The 15,466-nt window shown below is 42.9% G+C and carries 15 protein-coding genes, 4 tRNA genes and 1 rRNA gene; 9 read left to right on the top strand and 11 right to left on the bottom strand.

Annotated features, from left to right (window positions below; translation table 11 throughout):
* Positions 1 to 541: 541 nt before the first annotated feature.
* On the bottom strand, positions 542 to 1,492 hold the full coding sequence (locus tag GCWU000325_RS03735) for a hypothetical protein (RefSeq protein ID WP_040598882.1): 951 nt from the start codon (positions 1,490 to 1,492) through the stop codon (positions 542 to 544).
* Positions 1,493 to 1,562: 70 nt separating this feature from the next.
* On the opposite strand from GCWU000325_RS03735, the gene GCWU000325_RS03730 reads away from it, so the two are divergent.
* From GCWU000325_RS03730 to GCWU000325_RS03700, 7 genes are all read left to right on the top strand, one after another.
* Positions 1,563 to 2,969, top strand: a complete 1,407-nt coding sequence (locus tag GCWU000325_RS03730; protein WP_040598879.1) for an aminopeptidase P family protein — start codon at positions 1,563 to 1,565, stop codon at positions 2,967 to 2,969.
* A 37-nt stretch (positions 2,970 to 3,006) separates the two neighbouring features.
* Positions 3,007 to 4,200, top strand: a complete 1,194-nt coding sequence (locus GCWU000325_RS03725) for a C1 family peptidase (RefSeq protein ID WP_006254799.1) — start codon at positions 3,007 to 3,009, stop codon at positions 4,198 to 4,200.
* Between the two features lie 84 nt (positions 4,201 to 4,284).
* Positions 4,285 to 4,674 (top strand): L-rhamnose mutarotase, encoded by a 390-nt coding sequence (locus GCWU000325_RS03720; RefSeq protein WP_006254798.1) that lies wholly within the window; start codon positions 4,285 to 4,287, stop codon positions 4,672 to 4,674.
* 160 nt (positions 4,675 to 4,834) lie between these two features.
* Complete coding sequence (locus tag GCWU000325_RS03715) at positions 4,835 to 6,373, top strand: DUF4301 family protein (RefSeq protein ID WP_006254797.1); 1,539 nt, start codon at positions 4,835 to 4,837, stop codon at positions 6,371 to 6,373.
* A 57-nt stretch (positions 6,374 to 6,430) separates the two neighbouring features.
* The gene (locus tag GCWU000325_RS03710; RefSeq protein ID WP_006254796.1) at positions 6,431 to 6,964 is read left to right on the top strand and encodes a chromate transporter; all 534 of its coding nucleotides are present in this window, start codon (positions 6,431 to 6,433) and stop codon (positions 6,962 to 6,964) included.
* Positions 6,965 to 6,973: 9 nt separating this feature from the next.
* Positions 6,974 to 7,543, top strand: a complete 570-nt coding sequence (locus tag GCWU000325_RS03705; protein ID WP_006254795.1) for a chromate transporter — start codon at positions 6,974 to 6,976, stop codon at positions 7,541 to 7,543.
* 365 nt (positions 7,544 to 7,908) lie between these two features.
* Positions 7,909 to 7,981: transfer RNA gene (locus GCWU000325_RS03700), tRNA-Thr, on the top strand.
* Positions 7,982 to 8,075: 94 nt separating this feature from the next.
* On the opposite strand, the gene GCWU000325_RS03695 is transcribed toward GCWU000325_RS03700, so the two are convergent.
* The 9 genes from GCWU000325_RS03695 to GCWU000325_RS03655 form a co-directional block, all read right to left on the bottom strand.
* Positions 8,076 to 8,852 carry a shikimate dehydrogenase family protein gene (locus tag GCWU000325_RS03695; RefSeq protein WP_006254792.1) on the bottom strand — a complete coding sequence of 259 codons (777 nt, stop codon included), beginning with the start codon at positions 8,850 to 8,852 and terminating at the stop codon, positions 8,076 to 8,078.
* Positions 8,836 to 9,570, bottom strand: coding sequence for a bifunctional demethylmenaquinone methyltransferase/2-methoxy-6-polyprenyl-1,4-benzoquinol methylase UbiE (gene ubiE / locus GCWU000325_RS03690; RefSeq protein ID WP_006254791.1), 735 nt, complete (start codon positions 9,568 to 9,570; stop codon positions 8,836 to 8,838). The genes GCWU000325_RS03695 and ubiE overlap by 17 nt, the downstream gene beginning before the upstream one ends.
* Positions 9,571 to 9,672: 102 nt before the next feature.
* On the bottom strand, positions 9,673 to 10,617 hold the full coding sequence (locus GCWU000325_RS03685) for a phosphoribosylaminoimidazolesuccinocarboxamide synthase (protein ID WP_006254790.1): 945 nt from the start codon (positions 10,615 to 10,617) through the stop codon (positions 9,673 to 9,675).
* A gap of 3 nt (positions 10,618 to 10,620) precedes the next feature.
* Positions 10,621 to 11,622, bottom strand: coding sequence for a PhoH family protein (locus tag GCWU000325_RS03680; protein WP_006254789.1), 1,002 nt, complete (start codon positions 11,620 to 11,622; stop codon positions 10,621 to 10,623).
* 320 nt (positions 11,623 to 11,942) lie between these two features.
* Positions 11,943 to 12,015: transfer RNA gene (locus GCWU000325_RS03675), tRNA-Met, on the bottom strand.
* A gap of 6 nt (positions 12,016 to 12,021) precedes the next feature.
* Positions 12,022 to 12,095 (bottom strand) — tRNA-Asp (locus GCWU000325_RS03670).
* 12 nt (positions 12,096 to 12,107) lie between these two features.
* Positions 12,108 to 12,190 (bottom strand) — tRNA-Tyr (locus GCWU000325_RS03665).
* A gap of 33 nt (positions 12,191 to 12,223) precedes the next feature.
* A complete protein-coding gene (gene ribH, locus GCWU000325_RS03660; protein WP_006254788.1) occupies positions 12,224 to 12,709 on the bottom strand; it encodes a 6,7-dimethyl-8-ribityllumazine synthase in 486 nt (161 codons plus the stop codon).
* Between the two features lie 76 nt (positions 12,710 to 12,785).
* Positions 12,786 to 13,496, bottom strand: a complete 711-nt coding sequence (locus tag GCWU000325_RS03655; protein ID WP_006254787.1) for a tetratricopeptide repeat protein — start codon at positions 13,494 to 13,496, stop codon at positions 12,786 to 12,788.
* Positions 13,497 to 13,628: 132 nt separating this feature from the next.
* Here GCWU000325_RS03655 and recF point away from each other — a divergent pair, with 132 nt between their 5' ends.
* Both recF and GCWU000325_RS03645 read left to right on the top strand, forming a co-directional pair.
* A complete protein-coding gene (recF, locus tag GCWU000325_RS03650) occupies positions 13,629 to 14,726 on the top strand; it encodes a DNA replication/repair protein RecF (RefSeq protein WP_040598876.1) in 1,098 nt (365 codons plus the stop codon).
* Positions 14,716 to 15,006: a DciA family protein gene (locus GCWU000325_RS03645; protein ID WP_006254784.1), complete on the top strand. Its 291-nt coding sequence runs from the start codon at positions 14,716 to 14,718 to the stop codon at positions 15,004 to 15,006. The genes recF and GCWU000325_RS03645 overlap by 11 nt, the downstream gene beginning before the upstream one ends.
* Positions 15,007 to 15,240: 234 nt before the next feature.
* Here GCWU000325_RS03645 and rrf read toward each other — a convergent pair.
* A 5S ribosomal RNA gene (rrf, locus tag GCWU000325_RS03640) occupies positions 15,241 to 15,352 on the bottom strand.
* Between the last annotated feature and the right edge of the window lie 114 nt (positions 15,353 to 15,466).

The raw sequence follows: 15,466 nt of genomic DNA, 5'->3' as shown, positions 1-15,466 counted from the left end.
GCAAGATTTCCAACACTCACCCACGCAATTCGGCAATCCCTTTCTCCCCATTTCATACAAGCAGAGCAGGAATGGACAGTGTACGCTCGTGAGCGCACGTTTGTTCTTTCGCGAGCGTACGTTCGTATCATCACGATAAGAAGGTCTTGCTCTCACGATGGGACAAGGCGTAAGCTGAGAGTTGCAGCAGAACCTCAAAGCAAATAGTGTTTATAAACGGGTGCTGAGAAAGCACATTTTTAAGGAAAGAATCACGATGCAAACTTATCTGCACGCTGAGGCTTATTTGCCGAATAATAACCCCATCAAAAAGCGCAAAATTGACGAACGACTAATTTGAAAGCTATCCTTTATATCAACAAAAACAGCTCTCATAAATCACTTTTACGAAAGTACGATATTAGACTGTTTACTTGCGTATTAAAAGAAATTATTTCAAGGAATAAAAGCTCACGCTTGTTGGAGATATCGGCTACTTCCCATATCATTGCTCAGATAAGAATGCGGAAAAGATAGAACTACCCGACTGCTCCCTGCGATGTCACTTTGAAGAAATAGGTGTAATCGACGGAAATATTTGTCCGTTTTTATTCAAAAGAGAGAAAAAACCGGGACGAGGTTTCGCCTTGTAAATATATAATGCGCACCGCCCCATCGTATTACGCAGATTGATTTCTACGCAAGGGTGTATCTTTTGTCTGGCGACCATCATGTCCACTCCAACCGGACCAATATATTTCCCGATCAGCAACTTTCCCAATGCTTTTTCCAACTGTTTGCGTACCAAAGTCAGATGTTCCGGAGCCACATTCAGATGGGCTTGAAGCCTCGCCTGATCATCGAGTAAGTTACCCAAATAATGTCCGGCCGCATCCGTTCTAAAAACTGATAAACCTTCATAAACAACCGCATCAGCCCGACAATAAAATTCCATAGCAAAGTCCTGGTCATGCGCAAAAAAGGGTTCGACGGCAATCCCCCCTTGCTCGCGAATGATTTTTCGTACACGATCCAATCCGGATGAAAAGACGCCGCGCCCACTACAACTCCAAGGAGCTTTATATAAAACAGATTCATAGTTTTTCACGTAGTTTTGCACTTCATCTGTGGTTCTACAAAAAGCAGATTCGCCAAAAGTTATATCTGCTAAAGGCGTGCGCAGCTCGCGTAGCAAGGTCACTGCCGTCTGCCTTGAACTCAACGTGCGTATATTATCGATAGCTTCCTGCGTTCTCAACAAACTTTCAGGAGCGCCAATTTGCCTAAGACGGTGACAAACCAGCAGATCCCAGCCCCACACCTCTATTTCGTGAATTGTGGACCAGTCTGTTTTTATACCTTGTTTGTAGTAAACAGCCGGACTATCATTCCAAAATTTAGGTAAGTCATATAATTGCTCAGACAGGTCGCGTGCGATCTTACATGGGTAGTAAAAAGGCGAATTTGAGGCCAAAGCCTCATCATGATAAAAATTTAGCAGAAAGAGTTTCATATTTTCTAACGCGAAATTACGCCTTACGTAGAAAACTTCGTATATTTGCGAAACGAAAAATACGATTATTATGCTTTTTTCAAAAGACACCTACGTAGAACGTCGGCGCAGATTGCGTGAAATGGTGAGCAATGGGCTCATTCTTATCTTCGGCAACAACGATGCTCCGATGAATTGTCCGGCAAACACCTACAAGTTTCGCCAAGATAGCTCTTTCCTCTATTTTTTTGCGCAACACCGCGACAGATTAGTTGGCGTGATCGATGCTGATAGCGGCCAAGAATGGCTCATCGGCGATGAAATAGATATAGATGACATCGTTTGGTTCGGCTCAGTCAAAAGTGTGGGCGAATTAGCCGCAGAAGCCGGCGTAGAACATCACGCTCCGATGGCCCATCTCGCAGAATTGGTCAACGAAGCGCTGAAAAAGAGAAGAAGAATCCACTTCCTGCCGCCTTATCGCTTTGATACGCAAATCCAAATTATGGACTTGCTGAACATTCATCCGTCTAAGCAAAAAGAGGCAGCAAGTTTTCCTTTAATTCAAGCAGTTGTCAAGCTCCGCAGCGTAAAGAGTCTTGAAGAAATTGAAGAGTTGGAGCGCGCAGCGACAATCGGACATAAAATGCATACAACGGCTATGCGCTTGTGTCGCCCCGGTGTGACCGAACAATACATCGGCGGACAAATTGACGGCATTGCCGCTTCTTATGGTTGCATCGTCTCTTTCCAAAGTATAGTAACAATGCACGGAGAGATTATGCACGGCAATCCTTCTCCTCGCGCTTTGGAAGCCGGAAGGTTGATGCTGTGTGATGCAGGTGCGGAAACCAATGAAAATTATTGTTCAGACAATACGCGTACCACACCTATCAGCGGAAAATATACGCAACGACAAAAGGAAATCTATCAGATTGTGGTCGATTGTCACGACTTAGCATTAGATGTGGCAAAGCCTGGTGTACGCTGGTGGGATGTCCATTTTGACGTTTGCCGCTTAATGACTAATCGTCTTAAGGAACTCGGCCTGATGAAAGGCGACACGGAAGAAGCGCTGCGCGCCGGTGCTCACGCACTTTTCTTGCCGCACGGATTAGGCCATATGATGGGCTTGGATGTACACGATATGGAAGGCTTAGGCCAAATACACGTGGGCTTTGATGAGGAAACGCGGCCGAGTACGCAATTCGGAACGGGCTCACTCCGTATGGGGCGGAAGCTTGAAGAAGGCTTTGTTGTAACAGACGAGCCCGGTATTTATTTCATTCCGGACTTGATCGACTATTGGAAGGCTGAAGGCATCAATAAAGACTTCATCAACTTCGAAAAAGTGGAAACTTACAAAGACTTTGGTGGAATCCGCATAGAGGATGACGTGCTCATCACGAAAGATGGCTGCCGTTTCTTAGGCAACGAACGCATCCCCTATCATATTAAAGAGGTAGAAGACTTCCTCGAAAGCAGAGATAATCAATAAATAAAACATTTTTAATCACTAACAATAATACACAATTATGAAAAAAGGTATCTTTCTCGCAGCTACACTCTTGACGTTGCTGCCTGGAAGTGTGCTGGCACAAGCAAATAAACCAGCAGAAAAGAACGACACAGTAAAATTTACTGTTATCAAAGAGGCTCCAATTACCTCTATCAAAGATCAGCACCGTTCAGGTACGTGCTGGGACTATAGCTCACTGGGCTTCTTTGAATCAGAGTTGCTCCGTCAAGGAAAAGGAACGTTTGATTTGTGCGAGAGCTTCGTAGCTTATCATACCTATATGGATCGTGCAGAAAAAGCTATCCGCATGCACGGTGACGTAAGCTTTGCACAAGGCGGAAGTTTCTACGATGTGCTGTATTGTATGAAGCATTATGGAATCTGCCCGCAAGAGGCAATGCCTTTCCCCGGCTCTCTTTATGGCGATTCTCTCTTTAACTTTAACGAATTTGGCAAGATCATGTCAAGCTATGTTGAGGGCATCTCAAAAAGCGATATGAAGCGTCTTCCTCCCACGTGGAAAAAAGAGTTCTCTTCTATTCTCGCTAACTACTTTGGAGAGCTGCCTGCAACTTTCCAGTACAAAGGAAAGACTTATACTCCGCAATCTTTCCAAAAGAGCTTAGGCCTTGATCTTGATGATTATGTGTCTTTGGCATCTTTCTCTCACCACCCGTTCTATTCTAAATTTATCATTGAAGTTCAAGACAACTGGCGTTGGGCTGAAAGCTACAACTTACCGCTTAATGAGTTTATGGACGTAATGGAATCTGCCGTTCGCAATGGCTACGCCTTTGCTTGGGGTGCTGATGTCAGCGAGCAAGGATTCAGCCGCAACGGACTTGCAAGAGTTCCGGCAAAGAGCTACAAAAATGATATGTCTGGCTCTGATGCCGCACGCTGGACCGGCACGAATGGGAAAGAATCTGGTTTCTCAGATAGCAAAGACGAACTCACAATTACACAAGAGATGCGTCAGCGCGCTTATGACAATTGGGAAACTACAGACGACCACGGAATGGTTATCTATGGTTTAGCTAAAGATCCGCAAGGTCAAGAATACTTTATGGTAAAGAACAGCTGGGGTGAATATGGCCGTTATAAAGGTATCTTCTACGCTTCTAAGCCTTATGTAGCTTACAAGACGATGAATATCCTTATTAACAAGAAAGCAATTCCTGCAAATATTCGCAAGAAGCTGGGAATCTAATCAGCCTTGCAAAACAACAAAGACTACGGAAAGCTTATAGCTTTCCGTAGTTAGCATATATACCATTTTAATCTTACCTCAATTATGAAAATACTAAAACAAGGTTATCCTGTAGCAGCTCAGGCTATACCTACAAAAAGATACTGTCAAACTCTAGACCTACGCGAAGATCCGGAATTAATCGCAGCCTACAAAAAGTTGCACACCAAGGAAGGTATTTGGCCGGAGACATTAGAAGCAATAAAGGCTTCAGGCATTTCAGAGATGGAGATATACCTATTAGACAACCGCCTCTTTATGATTATAGAAATGCCGGCTAACTTAGAATGGGATGAAGTAATGCAAAAAATGGCGAATATGCCCAAGCAAAAAGAATGGGAAGCCTTGACAGCAAAATATCAGCAAGTAACAGCAAAAGGAGAGAACAGCGCTGATAAATGGAAACTGATGAAGCGTATATTCCACCTCTATTAGAATACTACTCACGTACACTTTTCTACGACTGACTCCAAATAGTCTAAGAGAATGTCATAAGAAGAGAGAAATAAAATTGCAAGGCGTGAAAATCAAACAGTAAAGATTGCATTTTCAGAATAATGTATTTATCTTCGCGTATCGTTTAAACGCAAACACAATGGCTACTACACTTCAAGTTAAAGACAAAATGCTCCTTTCACAAAAGGGCATATCTGAAGAAAAATTGGAATCACAGCTTCAATCATTTAGGAATGGTTTTCCTTTTCTAAAACTATATGCTGCCGCTGCCCCTAAAAAGGGGATTTTACAACCGTCCAATGAAGCGCAACAAGCCTTTCTTTCTGCTTGGCAGAAATACCTAACAGAGGGCCACAAGATAATAAAGTTTGTTCCGGCTTCAGGCGCGGCAAGTCGAATGTTCAAAGACCTTTTCGCCTTTTGTGATGCAGATTATGATACACCTCAAACGCATTTTGAGCAGACTTTCTTCCACGATCTTCACAAAGCGCCTTATTATAGCCTACTCAACGAGACATGTCTGCGCCTTTATGACCAAGACATCGCAGCATTGTTGCAGACCAAACGCTATAAAGATATTGTTCGCGCACTTTTAGGCGCAGAAGGATTGAACTATGGCAACCTCCCCAAGGGCCTACTCCTCTTTCATCAGTATCCAAACGGAAACAGAACGCCAGTAGAAGAGCATCTTGTAGAAGGCGGCCAATATGCTAAAGGAGCAGATGAGAAAATCAATATACACTTCACTGTTTCTCCAGAGCATCGCGAACTTTTCTCAAAATTAATTGCAGATAAAAGCGCACAATACGAAAAAGAGCTGCAAGCAAAACTCTGTATAAGTTTTTCAGAGCAAAAGGGAAGCACAGACACAATTGCCGTAACAGAGGATAACGACTTCTTCCGTCAAGCAGACGGTTCCTTGCTTTTCCGTCCGGGTGGACACGGTGCACTGATTGAAAACCTCAACGAAATAGATGCAGACGTCGTCTTTATTAAAAATATAGACAATGTCGTTCCGGACTACCTTAAGCCCGAAACAGTTCATTACAAGCAGCTTTTAGCCGGTATCTTGGTAGAACTCCAGCAAAAGACATTCCATTACTTAAGGCTTTTAGACGAGAAAAATTGCTCAGCAGATACGATTAAAGAGATAAAACAATTCATAGAAAAAGATCTTTGCTGCATTTTGCCTCAAGACATAGCTGAGCAAGATTTAGTGGCGGTCTTGAAAGAAAAACTTAATCGTCCGATGCGCGTTTGTGGAATGGTTGCAAACGAAGGCGAGCCCGGAGGTGGCCCATTCTTGGTCTACAATGCCGACGGGAGCATTAGCTTGCAAATTCTTGAAAGCTCACAAATCGACCTGAACAATCCCGAAAAGAAAGCCATGTTTGAGGAAGGGCTCTACTTCAATCCGGTAGACCTCGTATGCGCTCTTAAAGATTACAAAGGGAAACCGTTTAATTTACCCGATTATGTTGATCCTGCAACAGGTTTTATTACACATAAGAGCAAAGACGGCAAGCAACTGAAAGCCTTAGAACTACCTGGTTTATGGAATGGCGCAATGAGCAATTGGAACACCGTGTTTGTAGAGGTACCATTGATTACTTTTAACCCGGTAAAAACGATAAACGATCTCTTCAGACCGCAACATCAGCCGGCAGACGGTCAGTAAGCAATAAGTTAGCTCAAGAAACAGTTCATACTGATTAAGAGATAAAACGCTACGCCCTTGAATATCTATATAGAAACGTTTAAAACTTTTCTGAAAGGAGGAGGATTGGCCTTGGGATATGGCTATGCTGCTATTACGCCCATTCGTGACAGCATTATGAACCACCAATGGTTGTCTGAAGAAGCTTTTGAAGACACCATTGTTATAGCTCAAGCTTTGCCGGGTCTTTTCTCCTTAAACTTTGCCGTATTTCTTGGCTATAAGATTAAAGGATGGCGAGGCAGTTTGGCTGCATTATCAGGCATGTTGCTTCCGGCTTTAGCGCTAGCCTTCATTCTTGCCGTATCTTTCAATAAGGTTCGAGATCTTCCCATTATAAATTCGTTTCTTAAAGGTGCTCGCCCGGCCATCATCGCCTTGATGGTCTACCCGTGCTTCAAGTTATTTAAGCGGTCCAACAACTCTTTAAGCACAATATGGCTGCCCATTGGAGCATTATTAGCTATATATCTCTTACATATATCCCCGGCTTACATCATAATGGTCGTTGTAGCCTGCGCTATCGTTTATTCATTGCTTATCAAACCTTAGTCTCTTAAAATGATCATCTTATATCTGTCTCTATTTGTTCAATTTTTCTTGTGCGGTTGTTTTGGATATGAAGGTGCCTATACTTTGCCGGCTTTTTATGAGAATATGCTTATTTCTCAGCACGGCTGGTTAACGTCGGATCAGTTTGCAGATATTCTTTATGTAAGCCGATTATTGCCCGACAGTTTAGGAATAAACTCAGCCGTAATGGGTGGTTATCTCGCAACAGCGACACAGTATTCTACCGGATTCTCCTTCTTAGGCGGGTTTATCGCTCTTTTCGGCTTAACCCTCCCCTCTTTTATTTGGACAAAAGTCGCAAACTACTATCGCCATCGTTTCAGAAACGTTGGAGAAGTAGTCATCAGTTGGCTGCGCCCACTTGCTCCCGGCATTGTTGCTGCTGCTATTCTCCTTTTATGTACGGAGGAAAACTTCGGAAGCATCGCGACTTCTCCATGGCATTTCGGAATCAGTCTGTTTTTGTTTATTTCTACTTTAATCGGAACAAGGGTTTATCGCATCAATCCTTTATTCATGGTCTTCTTGTGCGGTTTTGCCGGCCTTTTACTCTTTTAATTAGCAGCACAAATCAAAAATGATCGACAGCGAATTGTGAGTTTACTACTTACAACTATTTCCAAGCGATAATACTCTCCTTTTTGAATTGTTCCACCTCATATTATTATGGTTTGCTCGGGGCAAACGACTGTTTGGTGGGAAGAAACGATGGTTTGCTGGTAGCAAACGATTGTTTGCCCCGAGCAAACCATAAACAGACTTATCGAAGCGCTTCAAAATGCGATCAAACAGATTCATAATACAAGGTCTCTGAACAACGTATCTTATTCGAACCATCATAAAGCATATTTTTCACGAAAAAGGCTCTGCAACTCTTGGCAGTTTCGCAGGAAGTCATTAACTTTGCACCGCAAATCAGCAAAGCCGATATAGCTCAGCTGGTAGAGCGACTCATTCGTAATGAGTAGGTCGCCGGTTCGAGTCCGGCTCTCGGCTCTTAAAGACGTAAAAGATTCATCTTTTGCGTCTTTATTTTTTGTACTTGTAAAAGATAAGGGAGAGATAGTTGAATAAAGGCTACAGAAAAACCTTAGAAAGATGATGTATCAAAGGGTTCTTGCCAAATATCCCAAGCCTTTTCAGCTTGCAGATGTAACATTTCCAAACCATTCTTCGTCATTGCTCCTTGTTCTTTCCCGCGAGATAAGAAGAGCGTCTCCTCCGGATTGTATATCAAATCATAAAGCAAATGGTAAGAAGATATTTCCCGATAAGGCAAAGGCGGAAATGTTGTTGTGTGCGGATGCATTCCGAACGGTGTACAATTGATCACCAATGAAGTTGTGGCAAGCAGCTTCATATCGGCTAATTCTTCATAAGTGATTACGCCCATTCTTTTTGTTCTACTAACGAATTGTACGCTTATGCCTAACAAACTCAACGCATAAGCTACAGCTCTTGCAGCACCACCAGTCCCTAATACAACTGCGCGAAGATCAAATGGGCGCAACAAGGGGCGCAAAGAAGTCATAAATCCATAATAGTCAGAATTGTAGCCTATCAAACCTTGGGGCGTAAAGCGAATCACATTGACGGCTTGAATAGCTTTCGCTTCCGGTGAGAGCGCATCAAGATGAGGAATGATTGCCTCCTTATAAGGAAGCGTGACGTTCAGTCCGCAAAGATTGGGGAAGCGTTGTAAGAGTTCGGGAAAAGCGCAAGCAGAAGATAATTCGAAGTTTTCATAAATCGCATTAAGTTGCAACAGCGAAAACTTCTTATTAAAATAATCCTTTGAAAAGGAATGCCCTAAAGGATAACCGATCAAGCCATAAATTTGTTGGCCCTCATTACTTTTCGCCCACATACATCGTATTCAAACCAAAGGTATAGGATTTGAAAAACACGTGCTTGAAACCGGCCTTTTCCATTATCTTTTGCATATCTCGCCCTTGAGGCACAGCTTCCATAGATGCCGGCAAATAGCTGTAAGCCTTAGTATCCTTAGAAATAAGACGACCAACAAGGGGCATCAACACGCGTGCATAAAGCTGAAATAATTGTCGCATTGGGAAGCGGCGCGGGCTGCTCAATTCAACAATAATGGCGTGCCCCCCTGGCTTTAATACGCGAAACATCTCACTTAGCCCTTTATCTAAATCTTCAAAGTTGCGCACACCGTAGGCTACTTGAACGGCATCAAAACTATTCTCCTCAAAACTCAGATTCAAGCAATCTTCTTTCTTAAATTGTATCTTCTCTGACAATCCAGCCGCAGCTACCTTTTGACGTGCAACCTTAAGCATGCCTTCAGAAATATCTATGCCCACCACTTGATTGGGGTATAATGAACGCGTCGAAAGAATAGCAAAATCTCCCGTACCTGTGGCCACGTCCAAAATCTCTTTTGGCTCAAAACTACGCAACTGCTTTATGGCTGCTCGACGCCATCGTTTGTCAATTCCTAAAGAGAGAAAATGATTTAGCTGATCATAAGAGTGAGCAATGTTGTCAAACATCTGCTCTACTTGCTCCGACTTACTGGAATCAGTGTCGTAAGGTTTGATCTTTTCTTGCTTATACATATCTAAGAGTATCGTGTGCTCGATAAGGGGGAATAAAAAAGGATAATCCGAATTGAAGATAGGATTCTACGCTATCTCAATTCGGATTACTTATAGCAAAACTTATTGCTGCAAGAACTGCAACACGTTGCGCTCTATACGCTCTTCAAGCTTGTCGCTATCTTCTGCAACAAACTTTTCGCCCGTAATATGCTCGTAAAGCTCAATATAACGATCAGAAATAGACTTAACGATTTCGTCGGTCATTTCCGGCACCTGCTGCCCTTCCTTGCCTTGGAAGCCATTATCCATCAGCCATTCGCGCACAAATTCTTTGGAAAGTTGGCGTTGTGGTTCGCCCTTTTCAAAACGTTCTTGATAACCATCGCTGTAGAAATAACGACTGGAGTCGGGCGTATGAATCTCATCCATCAAGTAAATCTTACCATCGTGCAGACCAAATTCATATTTCGTATCCACAAGAATCAATCCGCGCTGAGCAGCAATCTCTGTGCCTCGCTTAAACAGCTGGAGCGTATATTTCTCTAACAGAGCATACTCTTCCGGAGTAGCGAATCCCTGCGCTAAAATTTCTTCCTTCGAAATTTCAGCATCGTGCTCGCCAATCTCAGCTTTAGTTGTCGGCGTCACGATGGGTTCAGGAAATTTCTCATTCTCGCGCATCCCATCAGGAAGTTTGATCCCGCAGATCTCTCTTACACCATTCTTGTAGGCGCGCCAAGCTGATCCGCACAAATATCCGCGCACGATCATCTCAACCGGGAAGCCTTTACACGTAATACCGACAGTCACCATCGGATCCGGAGTGGCTAATTTCCAGTTCGGGCAAATATCAGTTGTCGCATCAAGAAATTTTGCGGCGATTTGGTTAAGCACTTGCCCTTTAAAAGGAATACCCTTCGGCAAGATTACGTCAAAGGCCGATATGCGATCGCTTGCGACCATAATAAGTTTGTCGCCCTCGATGCTATATACATCGCGTACTTTCCCATTATACACCCCTATTTGACCAGGAAACTGGTAGGTCGTTTTAGTTAAAGTTGCCATATCTCAATTATTTGAATAACATTCTTCTGAAATCTGTTGTTGCTCTTCCGTTGTCGAGGCATCATCCTTCTTATGTGTTGTTTGCTCGTAAGCCTTCACGATGCGTGCAACCAACTTATGTCTGACAATGTCGCTCTTATCCATCTCGACGAAGGAAATACCTTGTATGTGTCGCAAAATACGGATCGCTTCAATCAAGCCGGATTGCTGCATACGCGGAAGATCTATCTGCGTAATATCACCCGTGACGATCATCTTCGTATTCATACCCATACGCGTTAAAAACATTTTCAGCTGAGCACGCGTTGTATTTTGCGCTTCATCTAAGATTACGACAGCATCATTCAACGTACGACCGCGCATAAAAGCCAACGGAGCAATCTGTATCACACTTGTATCAAGATACTCCTGCAATTTGGCTGCAGGAAGCATCTCTTGCAAAGCATCATATAGAGGTTGCAGATAAGGATCTACCTTTTCACGCATATCTCCAGGAAGAAAGCCCAACTTTTCTCCGGCTTCTACAGCCGGACGACTTAATATTATCTTCTTTACCTCCTTATTTTTCAAGGCCCTGACGGCTAAAGCAATCGCAGTATACGTTTTACCCGTTCCGGCAGGACCAATGCAAAAGAGCAAATCGTCCTTTTTATAGGCATCCACAAGTTTTTGCTGATTCTGGCTTCTTGCAAGAATCGGTTTGCCACTTGTAGAATAGACAATCACCCCTTCTTTGTCAAGCTGTTCGTTTGTTCGGCCTTGGATCAAGGTTACAATATCTTCCTCGGTGAGCTTATTATAATTGACACAATGTCTATAAATCGCCTCATAAACGACGTCAAATTCAGCTATATCTTCCGGATTTCCAATGACTTTCAACACACTTCCGCGCCCTACGATACGCAACTTTGAAAAAAGAGCACGTAGCATACGAAGATTTGCGTTGTTTACGCCATAAAAGACCATCGGATCAGCATCCTGGAGAATAAAAATTTTTTCTATCAAATCGCAATTCTTTATGCTGCAAAAGTAGCTATTATCTCACAAATACTAAAGCTATGATAAGCTAATCTTAAGAATAAAAATGCGAAGAAAGCCCCTTAAAAGCATTCGACAAGATCTAAAGATTTCCTCTCTCGATGGTAGGAATTTTCTCTCACGATAAAAAGACTGTACGCTCGTGAGAAGACAGACTTTTTCTCACGAGAAAAATCTCTGCAAAAAGATCTGCGTACACTAAATTACACGCATCGAAGACTTTCAAAAGGACAGTGAAGGTATATAAAGAAAAGAGGATATGTCTATTTCGACATATCCTCTTCTTGTGGCGGAGATCCGACTCGAACGAATGACCTCCAGGTTATGAGCCTGGCGAGCTACCAACTGCTCCACTCCGCGATGTTGCGGTGCGTACGGGACTCGAACCCGTGACCTCCTGCGTGACAGGCAGGCATTCTAACCGGCTGAACTAACGCACCAATGTTTTTTTGTGGGCAAAGATGGATTCGAACCACCGAAGGCGTAAGCCAGCAGATTTACAGTCTGCCCCATTTGGCCACTCTGGTATTTGCCCCTTTAAGTTGTTTTGCGAGTGCAAAAGTAACACCTATTTTTTTAATGACCAAGAAAAATCAATCATTTTTATCGCTGTCATTGCAAATTCTTCTCCCTTTCGCCCTACAGTTCCATCAATTCGCTCGATGGCTTGGTGCTCATTCTCTGTCGTTAACAAGCCATAGATAATAGGAACTTCCCCCGTTGAGTTCTGTCGAGCAAGCTCTTGAGTGACACCATTACATATATAATCGAAGTGGGGAGTATCGCCACGAATCACGCTACCAATAGCTATGATTCCATCTACGCCCTTATACCTTGCCAATTCTGAACAGCCAAAAATCAATTCAAAACTTCCAGGCACGCGCTTAATGATGATATTCTCCTTTTTCGCTCCGGCAGAAAGCAGTGCACAGACTGCCTGATCAAGTAATACGTCTGTTATGTGGCTATTCCATTCTGCAACAACCAGTCCAAAGCGCATATTTGACGCATCTGGTGTCGTCGTGCTCTCTTTAAAGAATGTATGAGTTGACATCGTTTCTTCCTTTTAGCAATTGCAGCCGGAATAGAAAAACCGGCTGCAATTGTATACTATATTTATGAATAGATGCTTACTTACTTACACGCTCAATGTAGCGATCTATTTCCGGATTAGCAAACGTGCCGTTTTGTAGACGTTGCGGCGTTGCCATCGTACTCGTTGGATAAGACTTCTTGATTAATTGATATACCTCAAGCGCCTGATCGTTCTTCTTTTGTGATTCGAGCAATTTACCAGCTTCAAGCAAATAAAGCGGGCTCAAAGCCGGGTTAGCAGCTTTATCTGCAGCTTTCTTAAAAGCTTCAACAGCTTTGTCTACTTGCTTGTCAGAAGCATAACAGTTGGCCAAAGCAGCTATACCGGCAGGAGAAATAGTATGATCACTTTTGGGCGAAAACTGCTCCAAATATTTAATAGCCTCTTTTATCTTACCGGTTTTCTCGTAGCTAATACCGGCATAAACATTTGCGAGATTACCAGCATCGGTAGAAGAATAATCATTCGCTAAACGTGTGAACCCAGGGAAGCGTCCGTCACCTTTCAAGGCTTTATCATAATCTTGTTGCGCCAAATAAGGCAACCCCAAAGTAAGGAGAGATTGCGCCTTCTCCTCACGCGGCTGTTGGTAACCAAAATAATAAGCTAAGCCACCCCCAACAACAACGGCAACAGCGGCCAAGGCTATAAGCAATTGCTTCTTGTACTTAATGATAAAAGCCTCTGACTGCGCCATCGCATTATTTACGTCAAGCGCTGCTTCTTTCTTTCCTTTTTGAATCATAATATGATGTTCTTTTTTATACTACGTTAAGGTGCACAAAATTGCAAGGCAAAAGTAATACATTCATCTTATATGGAGGAATTAAATCTCTCTTTTTTTGGCTTTACCTCCTGCAAATCGTATTTTTGCACTATGATATTACGCAGTCTTTCTCTTCTGAATTATAAAAATATCTCTTCTGCCGATTTATCTTTTTCCCCTATGGTCAATTGTTTTGTAGGCGATAACGGTATGGGGAAAACAAACTTGCTTGACGCTATTTACTATTTGAGTTTTTGCAAAAGCGCACGCAGCTCTACTGATGTCACTAACGTCAAACATGGAGAACAAGCATTTATGCTGCAAGGACTTTATGACGATGATACTGGAGGCGAGGATAAGATTGCTATAGGATATCATGAAGGCCGACGCAAACAACTGCGACGCAACGGCAAAGATATAAAGCGTTTTGCAGAACACATTGGTACAATTCCACTTGTAATGATTTCTCCGTCAGATAGTGAATTGGTAACCGGCGGAAGTGACAATAGGCGGCGCTTTATGGATACTGTGATCGCACAATATGATGCAACTTATTTAGAGGCTTTGATGCGATATGAAAAGACGCTACGCCAACGTAATGCTTTATTGAAAAAAGAAGAAGAGCCGGAAGCTGACGTCATAAGCATCATAGAAGATATCATGAGCCGCGATGCAGCCATTATTTATCAAGGAAGAAAGCTTTTTGTCGAAACATTTACAGCTTTCTTTCAAGGCATTTATCGCGAATTATGCTACGACCCCGAACAAGTAAATATCGTCTATGAGTCTCATGGTAACAGAGGAGAACTCAAACCTATGTTAGAGCAATATCGCTCGCGGGAGCGTCTGGTTGGCTATACGCTGCACGGTATTCATAAAGATGACTTATTATTATACATTAACGGCTATCCTGTAAAGCAAGAGGCATCACAAGGGCAAACTAAAACTTACTTTATTGCTCTAAAATTAGCACAATATGTATATCTGCGTACAAAAAGTAGTCTACGACAGCCCCTCCTCTTGCTAGATGATATTTTTGATAAGCTAGATGCAGGGCGGGTAGAACATATCATACGATACGCTGCAGAAGCGCAATTTGGACAAATCTTTATAACGGATACCAGCAAGGAGCGTCTACTCCCAATCCTTCAGTTACAACGTAACTACAAATTATTTACTGTAAAAGACGGAGAAATCCATGAAACGTAAAAAGGCTGAACCTATAGACAACATCCTAGCGCGCTATCTGCGCCATATAGGCCTAGAAACGCCCCTGAATCAGTATCGTCTCATAAACGCCTGGGCATTAGTTGTTGGCGAAAATATAGCGAAAAAGACAAAAGATATCTACATCAAGAATCAGACGCTTTGTGTTAGCCTGCAATCGCCCGCATTGCGTTCTGATTTACAGATGAAACGGCAAACCTTAATTGCACGTTTAAACGCAACTGTTGGTACTCAGGTTATCGTTGATATTCACTTCACTTGAATGAGGCTAACCAAAGCCGCTACAGGCGATAGTACAAAAAGGGAAGAAGCACAATTAGAACTAAATACTATAAAAAGGGAGCAAAGCTAATCTGCGGCACAAGGTGCGCAGCCGACAACCGAAAGGAGCGCAAACGCAGTCGGAATGGATAAGACAATAAAACAAGCATACGGGTAAGTATACATAAAAAGATCCGTCTCCAAGTCATATCGACCTGGAAACGGATCTTAATAAAATAGGCAGCTACCTACTCTCCCACCTAATCGGCAGTACCATCGGCGTAGACGGGCTTAACTTCTCTGTTCGGGGTGGGAAGAGGTGGAACACCGTCGCTTTGGCCACCTGAATAATTCAGACATATTCAAGCGTACGACAACAAACAAACAAAATTTCTTATTACTTGGATAGATACAGTATCAAAACAAAGAAATACTGAAGCATATTCCTATATCAACCGATC

Source organism: Alloprevotella tannerae ATCC 51259, from assembly GCF_000159995.1.
GTDB lineage: Bacteria > Bacteroidota > Bacteroidia > Bacteroidales > Bacteroidaceae > Alloprevotella > Alloprevotella tannerae.
Note: the sequence above shows the minus strand (reverse complement) of the source record. Positions and strands in the feature narration are given on the sequence as shown.